Below are 17,242 nucleotides of genomic sequence, written 5' to 3' on the forward strand. Positions count from 1 at the left end.
TGGTTTCGCTACACGATTGGCAGCGCCCTCTTTGTGCGATGGAAGAAGAACGCAATCGGGCTGCGTCCCGATCGCGACGGAGACAAGATGCGCATTCGCCGCGACAAAGCCGGAAACCAGCAATGCCGCCCCGGCTGCGGCCCAGATGCGTGGTCGGGTCATGGCTGCCCCTCCGCACCGCGACTTTGGATGTACAGTGTTAGCATCATCCGATCTGCGTCGGTCAGACGATTTTCCCAGGCGGGCATCCAGCCTTGGCGGCCATCGTGGATTGTTTTGAACATAGTCGCATCATCTCCGCCATAAACCCAAGCTTCGTCAGTCAGGTTAGGCGCCCCCATGTCTTGAATGCCGAGAGCGTTCTCGCCATGACAACTTGCGCAATTCTCAGCGAAAATCGTGGCGCCCTCTTCCAGACGGCCGGCGGGCAGGTCCCGCTCTATGCCCGAAAGAGACTGCACATAATCAACCACCGTGCGGATCTGAGGGCGGCTGAGCAATCCATCGCGACCAAAGGCGAGCATTTGGGCATAGCGAGTCTCCGGATGCGGTGCGTTGATCCCCACCCGAAGGGTTTCCATGATCGTCTCGCTATCGCCCCCCCAAAGCCAAGCGTCGTCAACAAGGCTCGGATAGCCGGGCGCCCCGGCAAGATCCGTTCCATGACAGGCTGCGCAATTGTCGCCAAATAGCGTAGGTGCCGTACGATCAACATGGGCCATGAGTTCAGGGATTTCGCGGATCTCCTCGGCCGAAAGCTCGCTTAGGGGAGCGCGCCATTCATCAAGCGTGCGGTAGGCCTTGGCCACCTTATCCTCGACCACAATAGCTTGATCATAGTTCAGCAGTCCCTTCCAATAGGTGTTGATGAGCGGCCAAGAGGGCATCAACACCCAATAGACCAACGCCCAGATGTGAGTAACGGCGACAAAAAACCAAACGATGCGAGGGACGCGGGTGTTCAGTTCTGTAATGCCGTCCCATTCGTGCCCAGTGGTTTCGTGACCTGTGAGCGGATCGCGCTTCTTTACCGACATGGGCCCTCCTCATCGTCCAGCACGCTTTGCGCAGCCTTATCGAACCGTTTTCCTAAGCTTGGCCAAAAGGCATAAATGGTAATCCCAATCGACAAAGCGATTAGGTAGAATAGCCCAAAGTACTTCGCGATAGTTGATAGGGTCTCATAGCTTAGATCCATGGTCTCACTCCCCTTCAGCTATTTGAGTTTTTTGAGGCAGGTCAGTCAGGCCGCCCATGATCTGTAGGTAGGCCACAAGGGCGTCCATTTCGGTCAAGCGGTCCCGGCGGCCATCGAAGAAACGGATGTTCGTCGCCTCGCCATAGCGTTCTTCGACCGCATAGGCGCGGTCGGTATCCGGATAGGCTTGGCCTCGCGCATCGTCTGCCGCGTTCTCAATCTGTTCATCGCTATAGGGCACACCCACGGTCCGAAGTGCCGCCAACCGTCCGGGAAGGCTCGCAGTTTCGAGAGGCGCATTAAGTAGGAAGGCATATTGCGGCATCACAGATTCCGGCACCAGAGAGCGAGGATCGACCAGGTGCTGCACCTGCCATTCATCCGAGAATTTTTCCCCAACCCGCGCAAGGTCCGGCCCGGTACGCTTTGACCCCCAAAGCATCGGGTGGTCGTATTGGCTCTCCACAGCCAGCGAATAGGGGCCATAGCGGTCCACCTCGTCGCGTAGGCTTCGGATCATCTGACTGTGGCAGGCATAGCAACCTTCGCGGATATAGATATCGCGCCCGGCCTGCTCCAGCGGCGTGTAAACACGCATGTCGGGTGCTGCTTCGACAGTTTCGTCAATGCTGAACAGCGGAGCAATTTCGACAAAGCCGCCCACAGCCGAGGCCGCGATAATCCCGATTGTCAGAGCCATGGAATGCCGCTCTGCACGATAGTGGCTCCGCGCATGGAATTCGAAAAACTTCGAGAAGGGTTTGAGTATTTTACGCAACATAGCCATTACTCCGCAGCTGGTACCGCGGGTTCACCCGCTTCGGATTTGGTCGGATAATCGAGTTCCGGAGTGTCCTCACGGACCTTTCTAATTGTCATGATGACGTTGAAAGCTCCAATGATTGCGCCCGAGAGAAAGAAAGCCCCGCCGATGGTGCGCGCAACGTAGTAGGGATGCATTGCGACCAATGAGTCGGTGAAGGAATATGCCAGCGTGCCGCTTTCGGTATAGGTGCGCCACATCAGGCCCTGGATTATGCCACTGTTCCACATCGCAAAGACGTAGATGACGGTCCCGCTCAAGGCGAGCCAGAAGTGCCATTCGACGAGCTTGGGCGAATACATCCCGTCGCGCCGCCACAGGACCGGCACCAGCGCATAGATCGACCCGAAAGTGATCAGCGCGACCCAGCCCATGGCCCCGGCATGCACATGCCCGACGGTCCAATCTGTGTAGTGAGACAGGGAGTTCACAGCGCGGATCGCCATAAAGGAGCCTTCAAAGGTCGACAGTCCGTAGAACACCGCTGCAACCATCATAAAGCGCAGCGTCGCATCATCGCGCACCTTACCCCATGCACCGTTGAGCGTCATCAGGGCGTTGCCTGCGCTGGCCCAGCTGGGCACGAGAAGCATCACCGAAAAGGTCATGCCGAGGGTTTGAACCCACTGCGGCACGGCGGTGTAATGCAGGTGGTGTGAGCCCGCCCAGATGTAGAAGAACACGATGCCCCAGAAGCTCAGGATTGACAGGCGATAGGAGTAGATCGGACGCTCGGCGCGCTTGGGCAGGAAGTAGTAGAGCATGCCCAGAAAACCCGCGGTCAGGAAGAAGGCCACGGCGTTATGTCCGTACCACCACTGCGTCATCGCGTCCTGCACGCCCGAGAAGGCAGAGTAGCTTTTCGCGGCGCCAAAGGAGGCAGGCACGGCGAGGTTGTTGACGATATGCAGCACCGCCACGACGAGGATAAACGCCATGTAGTACCAGTTCGCCACATAGATATGCGGCTCGTTGCGCCGTGCCAGCGTGCGCATATAAAGTACGAAATAGGTAACCCAGACGATCACCAACCAGATGTCGGCATACCATTCCGGCTCGGCATATTCCTTGGACTGGGTGATCCCCATCAAATAGCCCGAAGCCGCGATGATGCAGAACAGGTTGAACCCCAGCAGCACGAACCAAGGCGAGACATGTCCGGCCAACCGTGCGCGGCTAGTGCGTTGCATGACATGATAAGACGTGGCGATCAGCGCGTTGCCGCCAAAGCCAAAGATCACGCCCGAGGTATGCACAGGCCGGATGCGGCCAAAGCTCGACCACGGCGCGTCAAAGCGAAAGTCGGGCCAAGCCAACTGTGCCGCGACCCAGACGCCAACCCCCATGGCCACCACCGCCCAGAAGAGCGACAGCAGAATGCCCACTTTGGTCGGATCATCGTAGTAGCTGGTGGTCCGATCAAGGGTCGGCTCCGGCGCATAGAGCGCGTTGCCGACGACAAAGAACAAACCGCCCGCAAAGAACAGCGTGATCCAGCCATGGGCCCCCATGGCATCACCATGCCCGACAATGGCAAGGACAAGGCCCACCAGCGCCAGCCCTCCCGACAACAGCATGGCCTGTTGGCGTTCTGCAATGGTTAGGTTTTCCATCATCGGATTGTTTCCTTTCGCGGCGGCATTGGCGTATCGTTGTCGTCATGAAGAATGCGCTCCGCATCGCCTTCAAGGTCTTCATACTGGCGGTTCCGGAGGCTCCAGAAAAAAGCCCCCAGACCGGTAAGGCCCATCACCAAGGTGACCGGGATAAGAAGGTGCAGGATGTTCATACGGTGACCTCTTGTAAACGGGGCGCGGATGGGGTCATGCGGCGGCGGTTCAGCCGCAGCGAGTTGGCGACCACCGCAATGGAAGAACCCGACATGGCGATGGCGGCAAAAAGCGGGGTGACATGGCCTGCGATCGCCAGCGGCACGGCGATGCAATTGTAAGCGATGGCGAGGCCGAAATTCTGGCGCACGATGGCCGCGGTGCGGCGTGCTACGCTAAGCGCCAGCGGTACTGCGTCCAACCCCTCGCGCAAAAAGACGAAATCCGCCGCCGCGCGCCCGGCTTCGGTAGCCGAGGCCGGGGACATTGAAACATGCGCAGCGGCCAGAGCGGCGGTGTCGTTGAGCCCGTCGCCAACCATCAGCGGGCGTTCGCCTTGGGCCAAGAGGTCTTGCAGCCGCGTGACCTTGTTTTGCGGAGTCAGCCCGGCCTGAGTGTTTTGAATCTCCAGCTGCGCCGCAACACGCGCCACGGCGGCAGGCGCATCGCCCGAGAGGATTTCGCTTGGCAGCCCCGCAACTCGCAAGGCGACGACAGCCTCTGCGGCGCCTTCGCGAAGGGTTTCGCGCAGTGGGAAACGCTGCATCTGTTCACCGACAAAGGCGAAGGCCGGGCCGTCGCCCTGTGTCATCTCTCCGGCGATGTCGGCAACCCAAGAGGGGCGGCCAAGGCGCGCAAGACGCCCGTCGATAAGGCCCTCAACGCCATAGCCGGGGTGCTCGCGGATCTCTAGAACCGGCATGGCTGGGGCGGGATAGGCCGCAGCAATACAGCGCGCGACCGGATGCGCGGAATGGGCTGCAAGGGTTGCGGCGGCATGGCTGCCGGGGGCGGTGCCAAGGCCCTCGGCCAGCACCGGGCTGCCATCGGTCAGCGTCCCGGTCTTGTCCCAGATCGCACGGGTGGCGGTGGCCAAGCGTTCCAGCGCAGAGCCCTCCTTGATCAGCACGCCCTCAGCCATCAAGCGGCTAGACGCCACGACATGCGCCACCGGCACGGCCAAGGCCAGCGCACAGGGGCAGGTGACGATCAACACGCTGATCGCGACAAAGGCGGCGCGATGCCAGTCGCCGGTGGCGAGCAACCAGCCGACGAAAGTGGCAAAGGCGACAAGGTGAATGAGCGGCGCATAAAGCTGGGCTGCGCGGTCGGCGATGCGCACATAGGTGCTCCGGCTTTCCTCGGCCCCGGCGAGCATCCGCATCGACATGGCAAGGAAACTGTCCTCGACTGGCCGCAGCGCCATGGCATCGACCGGGCCGGTCAGGTTCAGTGCGCCGGCCTCCACCACATCTCCCGCAGCCACCGCAACTGGCGCAGATTCGCCCGTTAGAAGCGAACGGTCCAAATCGCTGGCGCCGGAGGTAATGCGCAGGTCCACCGGGATGCGCTCGCCCGCCGGAATGCGCAGCACCATGCCGGGGCGGATCGCGTCGGCGGCCACGGTGCGCAGCTTGCCCTCGGGCGTCACTTCCCACGCCTCGCGCACCGCAAGCCGCTGCAACCCCGTCATCGCCGAGCGCGCCTTGCCGCGCATGCGGTAGTCCAGATAGCGCCCAATCAGCAGGAAGAACGTCAGCGTCACCGCCGCGTCAAAGAAGACATCTTCGCCACCGCGCAGGGTCTCAAACAGGCTCAGTGCCAGTGCCAGCGCAATGGCCAACGCGATCGGAACATCCATGTTCATGCTCGCCCGGCGCAGCGCGCCCCAAGCGGAGACAAAAAAGAACCGCGCGGCATAGAGCACGATGGGCAGGGCGATGATGCCTGAAATCAAATGGAAGCTGTCGCGGGTCGCATCTGACGCGCCGGACCAGATGGCGACGGACAAGAGCATCACGTTCATCGCGCCAAAACCGCTCACGGCGACGGCCTTGAGCAGCGCGACTTCGGTCTCGTCTTTGGCCTCTGCTGACAGATCAGCACTGTCGATCAAACGGCTCGGGTGACCGATGTTTTCCAATTCAGCGAGCACGTTGTGCAACGCGCCATCTGCCTGAGCCAGTGTCACATTGATCCGCCTCAGGGTAAGATTTGCCCGCACCCGCGCGACACCAGGGATGCCTGTCAAAGACCGCTCAATCTTTGCTACGCAGCTGCCACAGCGGATCGTGGGCGCGGTCAAGACGACGTCCTGGGAGATAGTGGGAGTGGTTGGCTGATCGCTGCGCATGTGTAGGACCTGAAAGTTCTTTGTCTCGTTGATCTATCAGAACATTATAAAATTCATTGACGTAAATCAAATTACGCATTTTAAAAACGTATATTACCAAAGCGCTGGTATCGCACCCGATCCACGGAGGCAATGTGAATGTTAGTAAACGATCCGAACACCCAATCCTGCTCCAGACGAATGCATGCGTTTGGAGCGGGATTGGCGCAGCAGGAAATTCTCTGCAGCGCATTAGAAGACTTAGCTGACACGCTGCCCAGTCAACTCGACACCTACGCAGCAGTCCGTCTGGCCGGTCGTCTGGTACCGACATTAACTCAGTGCCAGTCACTTGAAGAAAGAGAGGTATTTCCACTTCTACGGCAGACCGGTGACACATCCGCGCAAATGCTTGATAGGTTGCATGCTGAACATATCGAGGATGAGGATCATGCCGCGATGCTGGCTGATGCAATCAACGGTTTCGCTCACGATCCGGCGCAAAACGATGCTGAGGCCTTGGGATATTTCTTGCGGGGACTGTTCCAACCTCTGCGCCGTCATGTTGCATTTGATCGAGAGGTAATTTTGCCGATGTACCGGCACGCACTGAATAGATAGCGTTCAAGGATTACTGCGCGGTATCCGCTTCAATGCGGAGCATTGCTGCCATGGTCCCTCGAGGCCCCAGAACATCTGCCAGACTGTAGCCGTCCAGAGTAGCGAAGAAGGCTTCTTGTGCGTCTGCCAAAGGGCCTCGAAGTCCGCAGACCGGCAAGATAAGACAGGTTTTGTTGCCTCCGAAACATTCAGCTACAGGCGCGTCTTTTTTTAGAGCTCGAAGAACGGCACCCACGCTGATCGTTTCGGCAGGATGGCGAAGCGTAAGGCCGCCGTTCCGGCCACGTTCTGATATTACAAATTCTTCGCGCGTCAACTGTGTAGCAATTTTCGAAAGATGGTTTTCAGATATCTGAAAAAGCTTGGCGATTTCCGAGGTTGCCACGCGGTCCGGAGCTCTCACCGCAAGGGTGATAAGGATGCGAAGGGCATAGTCTGAGAATTTATCAAGCTGCATGAGTACAATATTTAGCATTTGCATTACGCATTTAAAAGCGTGTATATATTGAGCATTATAAATACCTATTAAGGATGTTCTCATGACCCTATCCGAAGCATTCCTCTGGCCCGGCACGAAAGTCTGCGAGCGGCTTGGTGTCGACCCAGAAGGCGAAGCAGGTCTAATCCGTTGGATGGTCAACACCCTTGTCTATCTGATCCTGAGCCTCATTTTCGTCTGGATTTTCGCCGTATGACAATGCCGCCCCGCATTGCGGTTACCGAAGCACAGATCGACCGCGTGGTAGCGCGGTTCTACAGCGCTGTTCGGCAAGATCCGAACTTGGCGCCGATCTTTGCCGCCCATGTGACCGACTGGCCTACACATGAAGAGAAAATCGGACGTTTCTGGCGCAACGCCTTGTTGTTGCAGCGCAGCTATGACGGCAATCCGATGCAGGTTCACCAAGCTGCGGGGAATGTGCATGCGGAGCATTTCCCGATCTGGCTTGAGCTATTCGACCGAGTTTTGTCCCAAGAACTCCCCGCCGATCTTGCGCAAAGTTGGTCCACCTTGGCACATCGGGTCGGGCGTGGGCTGAGCTATGGGCTGACGCCGAAAGACGCCGCAAGTGCTATTCCAAAGCTGTCGCTGTACTGATCAACTAACCTGCCTTTTCACTGAAAGCGATCGCCACCTTCCAGTAGAGGGATTACGCGTGTTCACGCAGTGCGACCAAGTGAGGCTGCCGCAAATCCCTCCAACCGATCGGTCAGCACTTCCCAATCCGTAAACTCATGGTCACTCGTCCCCATCTCGAACTCCCGATCATTCAGCACCACAAAGCGCACCACAGATTTCGCGAAGTAGTCGTAGCTGTTCGGTTTCACAGCGCCCGCCGCGAGGACAACCTCATCGGGCGTAAATCTCGTGCGCATTTGGGTTTCAATAACATATTCCTCCGCCTCTTCTCGCCCATGTTTGAAAGCTGCGCTGAGGCTGACGGAGATGAGCATAACCGGCCGCAACGACAGCCACGCACGACGGGCTTGCATGAAGGTCTCGAGCGCAGGCGAATGGCGACGTTCGTGGACGGAACCCACCAAGATCACGTTCTGAACAGCGGTCAGATCCGGCATATCGCAGGTCTCATCCAAATCAAGGATGGTCGTCTCATGGCCTTTGCCCGCCAGTTGATCAGCCGCAAACTGGGCGATCTTGGCCGATTGGCCTTCGGTTGTGGAATAGGCGATGAACATATGCATGGTGCGTTCCTCCTTTGTGATACGACCAAGCATATCCCGCCTTATGGGGACCAACTTTGAGCAGGATCAACAAATGTGGCAATTCCCAAGCAGGAACTAACGCGCACGAACCAGTCGAAATCCCAGGTAATCCGGTGGTAGACCAACCGCGCAGCCACCCACACTGGCGTCCCGCACGAAATTGATCACCGCTGCACGATGCGCTCCGGCGGCGATCCTGACGCCGCAATAGTCCGCAGTGCGCTCAACGCTTCCGTCTACGCGCACGACGCCGTTCGCGAAGCAGCCGTCAGTCCATTCCCAGACATTGCCCGCCATATCCGCAAAGCCCAGTGCGTTTTCGCCAAAAGAACCTATGGGGCGTAGGCCCGAAGCCACCTTCCCGCGCGCCACATTGCCATCTGCATATTGCGCCAGCATTCGCGCGCCGGGGTCGAGTTCCGTCTCTAAGCCCCCTGCGCTATCTACTCGGGAGCCATAGCGCTCCGCCGCTGCTCTGTACCATTCCTCGACCGACGGCAGCCGCCAGACTTGGCCAGTCTGCTCAGAGTACCAATTGGCATAAAGGGTCGCATCCCGCCAGCTGACGTTGGTCTGAGGGTGTTGAGCGCTGTCCGCGGCCTGCACTGTCGGTGCCGACGCGCAGGCGCCCGCTTCGACGCAGAGGCTATATTGCGACTGAGAAACTTGGTATTTCATCATGTCGAAGGAGGGCAGTTGAATCCGCACCAATGGCGCGTCAATCGCTTTGCCTTCTTTCGAAAAGTTGCCCATCGGACGCAGGATCACCTCACCGGCCGAAACCGTGATAAGGGCGGGGTCGTTCTTAGGCTCAGCACCCTCCCGCAGCATGGAAAGACTGCCGAGGAATAAGATACTCGCGGCAAAAAGAGCCGCTTTGCCCAATCCGTAGCCGCCCGGTAATTTCCCCATGACACATCCCTCCGTAAACAAAGGACGACCGCGAAACGGTCGCCCTCTTCTCTTGATCACGGTAGCGCAGACCTGCCTTCATAAGCCGCATCATATTCGACGGGTGCCTGTACCTGCTCCATGAGATCGTTGTCCCAATCGCCCTCAACCACGATATGCGCAGTGGCGCCGAGGTTCACCGCCTCGATCAGATTGTGATTCACATAGGCATAGACGCCCGGTTGCAAGAACTCATAAAGCGCCGCCCCGGCCGAGCCACCTGCGATGAACCAAGTTTCCAGATCGCGGGCAGGCGGGTTATTGAACTTGCCGCGTTCCCAGACCAGATCACCATGCCCGCCGATCAGGTGCGGACGGCTGTCGCGGTTTGCCTGACTATGAACAAAAAGGACCTTTTCCCCCTGGCTCGCGGTCAGGGCATTGTCCCCGGTTAGCGCGCCCACTCTGCCGTTGAACACCACATGGCTGGGGATTAGCCCATTCATCACTTCAAGGGTATCGGGATAGCTCTCGCCCACGTCTTCAAAGCGTTTGAACTCCCCCGCCTCATCGCGCGGAATATAGAAGTCGTTCTCGCCGATGTAGAAAACCTTGTCATAGCTGACCGGTTTGCCCTCAGGATCACGCAGCCCGTCGCGCGGCAGTACCATAATCGCACCCGCCATGCCCGAGACAACGTGCCAAGGGATCATCGGACCACCCGGGGCGCAGTGATAGACGAAAGTACCGGGCCGGGTTGCTTTGAAGCGGAGCACAGTCTTTTCTCCGGGGTTCACAAGGGTCAGTGAACCGCCGCCCAAAGCCCCAGTGGCCGAGTGGAAATCGATGTTGTGCTGCATCAGGTTTTCAGGCGAGTTGTAGAGGGTCAATTCGACATAATCGCCCTCATGCACCACCATCAGCGGGCCGGGGATCGAGCCGTCAAAGGTCATCGCTTGAAGGTAGGCACCGTCGTCGACCTCAACCTCTTTTTCAACAATCTGCAATTCAAACTCGACCACCCGAGGCTCAGTAGGCGCGGTCTGTTCATGATCGTGAACCATCGGCGGGCGGACAAGCTTGTGTTTGATCCGCTTCAAGTCCGACAGATCGACGGGCTCGGCCATCGAGGTGTCCATGATTTCTTCGGCACTGGCGGCTTTTGCCAGAATGGGAAGCGCGGCTATGCCGGCGGCTCCCATCAATGCGGCGCGTCGTGTCAACATCTGGTGTCCCCTTTTCGGACTATATTGCTGTTGAGACATCGATAGCGTGAGCGCAGCAGTGCGAACTTTGCGCGAGCGCAAACTTCCGGCAGCAAAACCAATTAGATAGACGAATCCCCCAATGCCCGGCGATTTTCAGGGTAAAAGTCAGGCACTTTGCGCGGGCGCAAAGACAGGTTGCGACCGCTTAAGCAATCTGGGGGGATGGTCAGGAGGATATCATGCAAAAACCGGATTTTGACGCCCCGGACTTGTCTCTGGCAGAGCTGTTTGAACATTGGCCCGAATCGGCAACCGTGTTTTTCAAGCACAACATGGCCTGCCCCGGCTGCCCCGTCGCTCGGTTCTATTCGCTATCAGATGCCTGCCGCCGCGCAGGCTTAGAGGAGGCGCAGTTTCGCGCTGATATCAAAGAACGGCTGCTAACGGCAAAGGAGGATCAGTGACCGCTGATCTCCACCAAACGATGCGGCGCTGTAACAACGATATGTTTGCGCGTGGACCGCACGATCCCGTCTTTCTCCCACGCCGAGAGCATCCGGCTGACCGTGTGCAAGGTCGTGCCTGTCATATCTGAGATATTCTGACGTGTGACGGGAAAGCCGATCTCGATCCCCTCCTTCGTCTTGCGTCCGCTTTGATTGACCATGCGCAACACCGCAGCCGCAACCCTCTGCTCAACAGCCTGCGTTGCAATCTCGGTCATCGTGTCTTGGATCTGCCCCAAACGCTGGCCCACTGTCTTGTAAGACTCGGTGGCGAAGCCATCATATTGCGCAGTGAACCCTTGCCAAAGATGCGAAGGCCAAGACAGCACAATCGATTCCGCTGCTGTGACCGCCGTGGCTGGATAGGTATCGCGCTGAAGGGCGGCGGCGATGCCAAAAAGCTGACCGGGTGAAATGTGCAGCACGATAATTTGCTCGCCCCCTGGCGTGGTGCGCACAACGCGCAGATAGCCGTCCAGTAGCAAATAGAAGTGGGTCGCTTCCAAGCCTTCGCCAAAAACCTCCGCACCCTCCTCAAACCGTTGCGTGCGCGCTTGATCAAGGATTTCACGAATTTGCGGGCGGCTTAATCGACTGAAGGGCGGCAGTCCGCTTAGAAGGCTTTCATCAAGTTTCGGCACGTTTGTCCCAAGAGTTTGTTATAGAGCAACGTTTACAAGCGAGGCATAGCGCATATCAGTTCTCGACGAAACAACACGATCACTAAGGAAGGAATTCAAGATGATCAAGAAACTGATGGCCGGCGCAATGCTCGCGATGATTGCTGTAAGCGCCCAGGCAGAGACTTTCGAGGTCCAGATGCTCAACAAGGGCGAAGAAGGGGCGATGGTGTTTGAGCCCGCCTTTGTCAAAGCCGAAGTAGGCGATGTGATCCGTTTCCTCCCGACTGACAAAGGCCACAATGTCGAAGATATTAAAGGGATGCTTCCCGACGGTGTCGACAGGTTCAAGACCAAGTTCAATGAGGAGTTTGAACTGAAGGTCGAGCAAGAAGGTGTCTACGGCATCAAATGCACCCCGCACTACGCAATGGGAATGGTTGCACTCATTCAGGTGGGCGATCCGGCCAATCTCGAGGAGGCTGAAGCTGTGAAACAGAAAGGTAAAGCCAAGGACCGCATGGCGGACCTCTTTGAGAAGGTCGAATGAGACGGGCCTAACGTTTCGGCAAACAGGGCGGCGCTTATGCGCCGCTCTCTAGGTTTTGACATACTTTTCACTCAATCGGACTTTAGCTGCACGGCTCTTTCCAGTAGCGACCCCTATGGGCAAACCCCTCTTTCGAAAGCAAGATGAACGGCCCATGCTGAGGTGCAACAAGGTGTGAAAGAATCGATGCGCGCTCGTATTTTCAAACGAATGTTCTGGTTCACAGTCGGTTCTCTAGCTTTGGCTCTGGGCGTCTTGGGCATTGTTCTTCCGCTGCTTCCAACCACGCCACTGGTGCTGCTTGCGACGTTTGCCTTCGCCAAAAGCACGCCTTCTATTGAGGCTTGGCTGCGCCGCCATTCTGTATTTGGCCCGATCATCATCGATTGGCAGAGGAATGGTGCCATCGCCCACCAGTACAAGGTCCTTGCGGTCGGGACGATGCTGGCCGTGCTCATGATGTCCTATATTTTCGCGGTCGCGCCATTTGTCCTTATCCTGCAAGCGCTTTGCATGTCTGCAGCTGCAGTGTTCATCCTGACCCGGCCAAGCTGACCGAGCGGTATCGACAGGCTTCATCGCCGCGATATTTGTAGTGGGATTTGATCCACCACAAAGAGCGAACCTTCCGCAGCGCCTACTGCTGTGCGCAAAGGAGATCGCTATGGACCTTATCTCAATCGTCGAGCAGTTGGACGACCCCGCCGCCGCGGCCCTTGCAGGGGTGCTGGCGGGGCTGGTCTTTGGCGTCTCGGCCGAGCGCAGCCGGTTCTGCCTACGCGCTGCTGCTGTCGAAATGGCAAGAGGGCGGCTTGGCCCCCGCATGGCGGTGTGGTTGTTGACCTTCTCCACCGCCCTGCTGTGGACGCAGGGGTTGCATTGGTCCGGAATGTTGGATCTCTCCGAGAGCCGCTGGCTTGCCTCTCCCGGCACGTTATCGGGCGCGGTGATTGGCGGTCTGGTTTTCGGTGTCGGCATGGTTCTGGCCAGAGGGTGCCCCGGTCGGTTGCTGGTGCTGGGGGCGACGGGCAACCTACGCGCCATTCTATCGGGCTTGGTGTTTGCCGTGGTCGCACAGATGAGCCTGCGTGGTATCCTCTCCCCGCTTCGCGAAGCGGCGTCGGGGGCTTGGGTCATGAAAGGCCCAAACCCCAACCTGCTCGCAACCTTTGGACTACCGCAAGAAATGGGTATCGCCATCGGGGTGGCATTCGCGCTGCTTGCGCTGCTTATCGCCCGTCGCGCAGCGGTGTCACACAGCGTACTGCTTTTTGGCAGCGGCGTGGGCTTTGCCGTGGCGATCGGTTGGGCACTGACCTATGCATTGTCGCGGGTGAGCTTTGATCCGGTGCCGGTGGGCAGTCTCACCTTTTCCGGCCCCTCCGCCGATACGCTGATGTTTTTTCTCTCTTCCGGCTCGGCGCTGAACTTTGACATCGGGCTTGTACCAGCGGTCGCAACGGGGGCTTTCGCCTCCGCTTGGGCCGCGGGTCGATTGGAGTGGCAAGGCTGGGACGGAGCGCGTTCAATGCGTCGCTATCTGTCCGGCGCGGCGCTTATGGGGTTTGGCGCAATGACCGCAGGCGGCTGCACGATTGGCGCAGGTGTCACCGGCGGTTCGACTTTTGCGCTTACCGCTTGGGTTGCGCTGATTTCGATGTGGCTGGGCGGAATGGTCGCGGATCGCTTTATCGACGGGCTTGCGCCATTACCGGCAGGCGCAAGCCCCGCGCCCTTGTCCACTGCGCGTGGCTGACGTTCCGCGCGCTGCCGCAGGGGGGTTAGATACAACGGGCTGGCGCTCTTTCCATGCGCCGAAAAAGGGCCAAACCTGTGCAGCGAGCTTTGCAGAAACGAAGAGTTGCGTATCATCACAGTGTTAAAAGCCAAAGGAAATAGAATGTCTGAATAATTGCCCACATTGCGCACCAATAGCCCCGAAGAGGGCTATGAGCTCGCCGTTAAACTGTCGTGCATGGCGGTGAAGCTGACCCAACCAGATGCAGCTACCCGTGACCGCATGTGGCCCGATTATGCAGAAAACGCGGAGTCTCTTATTGCCGTCAGTTAGGTCGTCGCGACGCATTTCGCCAGGATTTCTGCGGCCAATGACTATTGGCGCGACACCGACTGATTGCCCCCGTAGCGGCCGCTCAAAGCGCAAGCGGCGCGAGATACAAAGCCAGCAACAGCAAGCACATAAAGGCGGAGGCGAACTGAAAACCGCGCCGCCAGGATGGTGCCTGCGCCAGCTTCAAATAGTGCAGCAGAAGGGTCCGTTGCATTAACTGCCCGACCACCGCAAGTTCCTTGGGTTGGTAATGATGGGGGGTCCGATGGCACAGCGCAAGAATCCGTTCAAGCGGCATCGTTTCCCTCGGGAGATCATCCTTCTAGCGGTGCGCTGGTACTGTCGCTACCCGCTGTCGTGCCGCGACGTCCGCGATTTGCTGGCCGAGCGCGGGGTGACGGTCGATGCCTCCACGATCCACCGCTGGGTCAGGAAGTTCGGCCCCGAGATCCGCAAACGGGCCTATGGTGGCCATCGTTCCTGGCGAGGGCTGCAATGGCATGTCGATGAGACCTACATCCGCGTCGGTGGTCGCTGGTGTTATCTTTGGCGCGCCGTCGATCAGCTCGGCCAGTTGATCGATTTTCGGCTGACGGCGCGGCGAAATGCCAAGGCTGCAAGGGCGTTTCTGCGGCAAGCCCGAGAGACCGTTCGCCTGTATCAGCCCCTGACCATCGTCACTGACAAGGCGCACAGCTACGCCAAGGTGATCGGCGAGATCAACGACCGGCTCGGGCCAGAGCACACAATCCGCCATGTCGATCGCAAGTACCTGAACAACCGGATTGAGAGCGATCATGCTGCAATAAAACAGCGGCTGCGACCGATGCGTGGCTTCCAGACCATGGCTGGCGCAAAGGCCGCGCTCGCCGGGATCGAAACCTTCCGCACCATCCGCAAGGGTCAGTTCGTAAGCTGCAGGACCGGAGTTGAAAACGAGATCGACTTCGTCGCCAAACTCTTCCCGGAAGCCGCTTGATGATCGCAGTTCCTGCTCTTACTGCGCCGAAGCGGCGTTAATGCAACGGACCCGTTCAGAGCGAGTACGGGTAATCCCCCCTAAAATTAGCGGTGTTCAAAAGTAGAATTTTCTCGGCAAGATATCTGAGGAGATTTACGATGAAGAACGGACGATACAGCGATGCGCAGATCATGGCAGTGTTGAGGCAGGCGGAGGGCGGTGTGCCGGTCTCTGAGCTTTGCCGTGAGCATGGCATGAGCAGCGCCAGTTTCTACAAGTGGCGCGCTAAGTTTGGTGGCATGGATGCGTCTTTGATTTCTGAGATGAAGGATATGGCGGAGGAGAACCGCCGTCTGAAGCGCATGTATGCTGAGATGAGCATGCAGAATGACCTTCTGAAGGAAGCCCTTGGAAAAAAGCGTTAAGGCCGTCTCTGCGTCGAGAGATGGCCATGAATGCGGTCGCACGACATGGCGTAAGCATCGCGTCGGCGTGCCGGGCGTTCGAGATCAGCGAGACCTGCTATAGATACAGCCCTGTTATGAGCGATGAGAATGAAGAGGTCGCCGATTGGCTGGAACGTCTGACAGCAAACAAGCGCAACTGGGGCTTTGGCCTGTGTTTTCTGTATCTGCGCAACGTTCAGGGCTATGGGTGGAACCACAAACGCGTCTATCGGATCTACTGTGAACTGGAGCTGAACCTGCGTATCAAGCCCAAGAAACGCTTGAAGCGGGACAAGCCAGAGCCCCTGGCTGTGCCGGATAAGCCCAATGATACATGGTCCATGGATTTCATGGCGGATCAGCTGGCAGATGGGCGCTCAATCAGGGAGTGTCATGAACTTTGTGTATCTGGCCTGGCCCATGCGGCTTTAGATACAGTCACGAATTGAAGCGATCCTCGAACATTATGGCGAAATGATTGCGGGCCGCAAACCATTCTCGAACATTCCGGCCGCCTTTCTCAAAGTTGCGGATCGCCAAGTAGATCAGCTTCGTGGCTGCGTCTTCGGTCGGGAACGATCCTCGCGTCTTGATCGATTTTCGGATTACCCGGTTCAAGCTTTCAATTGCGTTGGTGGTGTAGATGATTTTCCGGATGGCGGGATCAAAGGCAAAGAACGGGATCACTTCCTGCCAAGCCCTGCGCCAGGCCGGTGCGATGGAAGCATATTTCCCAGCCCATTTTTCCTCAAAGGCATCCAGCTCCAAGCCAGCTTGATCGGCTGTAGGGGCGCTGTAAATCCGCCGTAGATCAGCGGCCACTTCCTTGCGATCTTTCCAGGCACAGAAGTTCAACGAGTGGCGCACGAGATGGACAATGCACGTTTGCACGGCCGTGTCCGGAAAGGCTGCTGTGATGGCATCAGGGAAGCCCTTGAGACCGTCTACGACCGCAATCAGGATGTCGTGCAGCCCACGGTTCTTCAGCTCTGTCATCACCGAGAGCCAGAATTTGGCGCCCTCGTTGTCAGCGATCCAAAGACCAAGAACCTCGCGCACGCCATCCCTGCTGACACCAAGGGCCACGTAGACGGCTTTGTTCTTGACCATGCGGCTATCGGCGTCGCGGATCTTGACCCGTAGAGCGTCAAAAATGACGATGGGATACATCCGGTCCAGCGCCCGAGATTGCCACTCCCGAACCTCATCTAACACCGCATCTGTCACGCGGCTGATCAAGTCTGGCGAGACTTGCAGGCCATAGACGTCCTCAAGATGAGCACGGATATCGCGGACCGTCAGACCGGCGGCGTAAAGCCCGATAATCTTGTCATCCATCCCATCAATGCGGGTCTGTCCCTTCTTCACCAGTTCAGGCTCGAAGCTGCCGTCCCGGTCCCGCGGCACAGCGATAGGCAGTTCGCCGTCTTGCCCCTTCAATCTCTTGGCGGATGACCCGTTGCGACGGTTGGTCTGTTCAGGCGGGGCATCCTTGCCGTCTTCATAGCCCAGATGCGCCGTCAGCTCAGCACCGAGCATCCGCTCCATCAGCTTAATCTTAAGTTCTTTCATTAGCCCGGCATTGCCAAGCAGGTCTTCAGGCCGCTCGCAGCCCTTCAGTAGCTCGTCCAGCAGTTCCTTGGATATGGTCATCGTCCTTGCTCCTCTCAGGAAGCATGG

The 17,242-nt window shown here is 58.1% G+C and carries 21 protein-coding genes and 1 pseudogene; 10 read left to right on the forward strand and 12 right to left on the reverse strand.

From position 1 onward, the window contains the following. Nucleotides 1-158: 158 nt before the first annotated feature. From ccoP to K3759_RS16765, 6 genes are all read right to left on the reverse strand, one after another. Complete coding sequence (gene ccoP, locus K3759_RS16740; RefSeq protein ID WP_259985865.1) at nucleotides 159-1,037, reverse strand: cytochrome-c oxidase, cbb3-type subunit III; 879 nt, start codon at nucleotides 1,035-1,037, stop codon at nucleotides 159-161. After that, a complete protein-coding gene (locus tag K3759_RS16745) occupies nucleotides 1,028-1,198 on the reverse strand; it encodes a cbb3-type cytochrome c oxidase subunit 3 (RefSeq protein WP_259985866.1) in 171 nt (56 codons plus the stop codon). Before K3759_RS16745 ends, ccoP begins: the two co-directional genes overlap by 10 nt. Before the next feature lie 4 nt (nucleotides 1,199-1,202). Next, complete coding sequence (gene ccoO, locus K3759_RS16750) at nucleotides 1,203-1,898, reverse strand: cytochrome-c oxidase, cbb3-type subunit II (protein ID WP_259985867.1); 696 nt, start codon at nucleotides 1,896-1,898, stop codon at nucleotides 1,203-1,205. A gap of 86 nt (nucleotides 1,899-1,984) precedes the next feature. Next, on the reverse strand, nucleotides 1,985-3,637 hold the full coding sequence (ccoN, locus tag K3759_RS16755; RefSeq protein WP_259985868.1) for a cytochrome-c oxidase, cbb3-type subunit I: 1,653 nt from the start codon (nucleotides 3,635-3,637) through the stop codon (nucleotides 1,985-1,987). Beyond that, the gene (ccoS, locus tag K3759_RS16760) at nucleotides 3,634-3,810 is read right to left on the reverse strand and encodes a cbb3-type cytochrome oxidase assembly protein CcoS (protein ID WP_259985869.1); all 177 of its coding nucleotides are present in this window, start codon (nucleotides 3,808-3,810) and stop codon (nucleotides 3,634-3,636) included. Before ccoS ends, ccoN begins: the two co-directional genes overlap by 4 nt. Next, complete coding sequence (locus K3759_RS16765; protein WP_259985871.1) at nucleotides 3,807-5,882, reverse strand: heavy metal translocating P-type ATPase; 2,076 nt, start codon at nucleotides 5,880-5,882, stop codon at nucleotides 3,807-3,809. The genes ccoS and K3759_RS16765 overlap by 4 nt, the downstream gene beginning before the upstream one ends. A 240-nt stretch (nucleotides 5,883-6,122) precedes the next feature. On the opposite strand from K3759_RS16765, the gene K3759_RS16770 reads away from it, so the two are divergent. Next, complete coding sequence (locus K3759_RS16770; protein WP_259985872.1) at nucleotides 6,123-6,584, forward strand: hemerythrin domain-containing protein; 462 nt, start codon at nucleotides 6,123-6,125, stop codon at nucleotides 6,582-6,584. Between the two features lie 10 nt (nucleotides 6,585-6,594). Here the strand turns inward: K3759_RS16770 and K3759_RS16775 are convergent, their stop codons facing one another. After that, nucleotides 6,595-7,125: an Rrf2 family transcriptional regulator gene (locus tag K3759_RS16775; protein ID WP_259985873.1), complete on the reverse strand. Its 531-nt coding sequence runs from the start codon at nucleotides 7,123-7,125 to the stop codon at nucleotides 6,595-6,597. On the opposite strand from K3759_RS16775, the gene K3759_RS16780 reads away from it, so the two are divergent. Further along, complete coding sequence (locus tag K3759_RS16780; protein WP_165935597.1) at nucleotides 7,124-7,279, forward strand: hypothetical protein; 156 nt, start codon at nucleotides 7,124-7,126, stop codon at nucleotides 7,277-7,279. The two genes, K3759_RS16775 and K3759_RS16780, sit on opposite strands and share 2 nt — an antisense overlap. Further along, a complete protein-coding gene (locus K3759_RS16785) occupies nucleotides 7,276-7,683 on the forward strand; it encodes a group III truncated hemoglobin (protein WP_259985874.1) in 408 nt (135 codons plus the stop codon). The genes K3759_RS16780 and K3759_RS16785 overlap by 4 nt, the downstream gene beginning before the upstream one ends. A gap of 62 nt (nucleotides 7,684-7,745) precedes the next feature. On the opposite strand, the gene K3759_RS16790 is transcribed toward K3759_RS16785, so the two are convergent. The 3 genes from K3759_RS16790 to nirK all read right to left on the reverse strand — a co-directional run bounded on the left by K3759_RS16790 (nucleotide 7,746) and on the right by nirK (nucleotide 10,426). Continuing rightward, nucleotides 7,746-8,288, reverse strand: a complete 543-nt coding sequence (locus K3759_RS16790; protein WP_259985875.1) for a flavodoxin domain-containing protein — start codon at nucleotides 8,286-8,288, stop codon at nucleotides 7,746-7,748. Nucleotides 8,289-8,384: 96 nt separating this feature from the next. Continuing rightward, the gene (locus K3759_RS16795; protein ID WP_259985876.1) at nucleotides 8,385-9,221 is read right to left on the reverse strand and encodes a formylglycine-generating enzyme family protein; all 837 of its coding nucleotides are present in this window, start codon (nucleotides 9,219-9,221) and stop codon (nucleotides 8,385-8,387) included. A 56-nt stretch (nucleotides 9,222-9,277) separates the two neighbouring features. After that, entirely contained in the window at nucleotides 9,278-10,426 is a 1,149-nt protein-coding gene (nirK, locus tag K3759_RS16800) for a copper-containing nitrite reductase (protein ID WP_259985877.1), read from the reverse strand. Nucleotides 10,427-10,647: 221 nt separating this feature from the next. On the opposite strand from nirK, the gene K3759_RS16805 reads away from it, so the two are divergent. Further along, nucleotides 10,648-10,872, forward strand: coding sequence for a DUF1858 domain-containing protein (locus tag K3759_RS16805; protein WP_259985878.1), 225 nt, complete (start codon nucleotides 10,648-10,650; stop codon nucleotides 10,870-10,872). On the opposite strand, the gene K3759_RS16810 is transcribed toward K3759_RS16805, so the two are convergent. Next, nucleotides 10,866-11,555 carry a Crp/Fnr family transcriptional regulator gene (locus tag K3759_RS16810; protein ID WP_259985880.1) on the reverse strand — a complete coding sequence of 230 codons (690 nt, stop codon included), beginning with the start codon at nucleotides 11,553-11,555 and terminating at the stop codon, nucleotides 10,866-10,868. The genes K3759_RS16805 and K3759_RS16810 overlap by 7 nt on opposite strands. Before the next feature lie 100 nt (nucleotides 11,556-11,655). Between K3759_RS16810 and K3759_RS16815 the strand changes: the two genes are divergently transcribed. The 6 genes and pseudogenes from K3759_RS16815 to K3759_RS16840 form a co-directional block, all read left to right on the forward strand. Then, nucleotides 11,656-12,084, forward strand: a complete 429-nt coding sequence (locus K3759_RS16815) for a pseudoazurin (RefSeq protein WP_259985881.1) — start codon at nucleotides 11,656-11,658, stop codon at nucleotides 12,082-12,084. 174 nt (nucleotides 12,085-12,258) lie between these two features. Next, nucleotides 12,259-12,639: a YbaN family protein gene (locus K3759_RS16820; protein WP_259985882.1), complete on the forward strand. Its 381-nt coding sequence runs from the start codon at nucleotides 12,259-12,261 to the stop codon at nucleotides 12,637-12,639. A 109-nt stretch (nucleotides 12,640-12,748) separates the two neighbouring features. Next, on the forward strand, nucleotides 12,749-13,840 hold the full coding sequence (locus tag K3759_RS16825; protein ID WP_259985883.1) for a YeeE/YedE family protein: 1,092 nt from the start codon (nucleotides 12,749-12,751) through the stop codon (nucleotides 13,838-13,840). Between the two features lie 165 nt (nucleotides 13,841-14,005). After that, nucleotides 14,006-14,155, forward strand: a complete 150-nt coding sequence (locus K3759_RS16830; RefSeq protein ID WP_409202522.1) for a hexameric tyrosine-coordinated heme protein — start codon at nucleotides 14,006-14,008, stop codon at nucleotides 14,153-14,155. A gap of 265 nt (nucleotides 14,156-14,420) precedes the next feature. Next, the gene (locus K3759_RS16835; RefSeq protein ID WP_259985885.1) at nucleotides 14,421-15,134 is read left to right on the forward strand and encodes an IS6 family transposase; all 714 of its coding nucleotides are present in this window, start codon (nucleotides 14,421-14,423) and stop codon (nucleotides 15,132-15,134) included. 140 nt (nucleotides 15,135-15,274) lie between these two features. Then, nucleotides 15,275-15,948: pseudogene (locus K3759_RS16840) on the forward strand (transposase); the annotation flags it as partial. A 52-nt stretch (nucleotides 15,949-16,000) separates the two neighbouring features. Here the strand turns inward: K3759_RS16840 and K3759_RS16845 are convergent. Further along, on the reverse strand, nucleotides 16,001-17,215 hold the full coding sequence (locus tag K3759_RS16845) for an IS256 family transposase (protein WP_259985886.1): 1,215 nt from the start codon (nucleotides 17,213-17,215) through the stop codon (nucleotides 16,001-16,003). Nucleotides 17,216-17,242 lie beyond the last annotated feature (27 nt).

The organism is Sulfitobacter sp. W027, assembly GCF_025143985.1.
Lineage (GTDB): Bacteria > Pseudomonadota > Alphaproteobacteria > Rhodobacterales > Rhodobacteraceae > Sulfitobacter.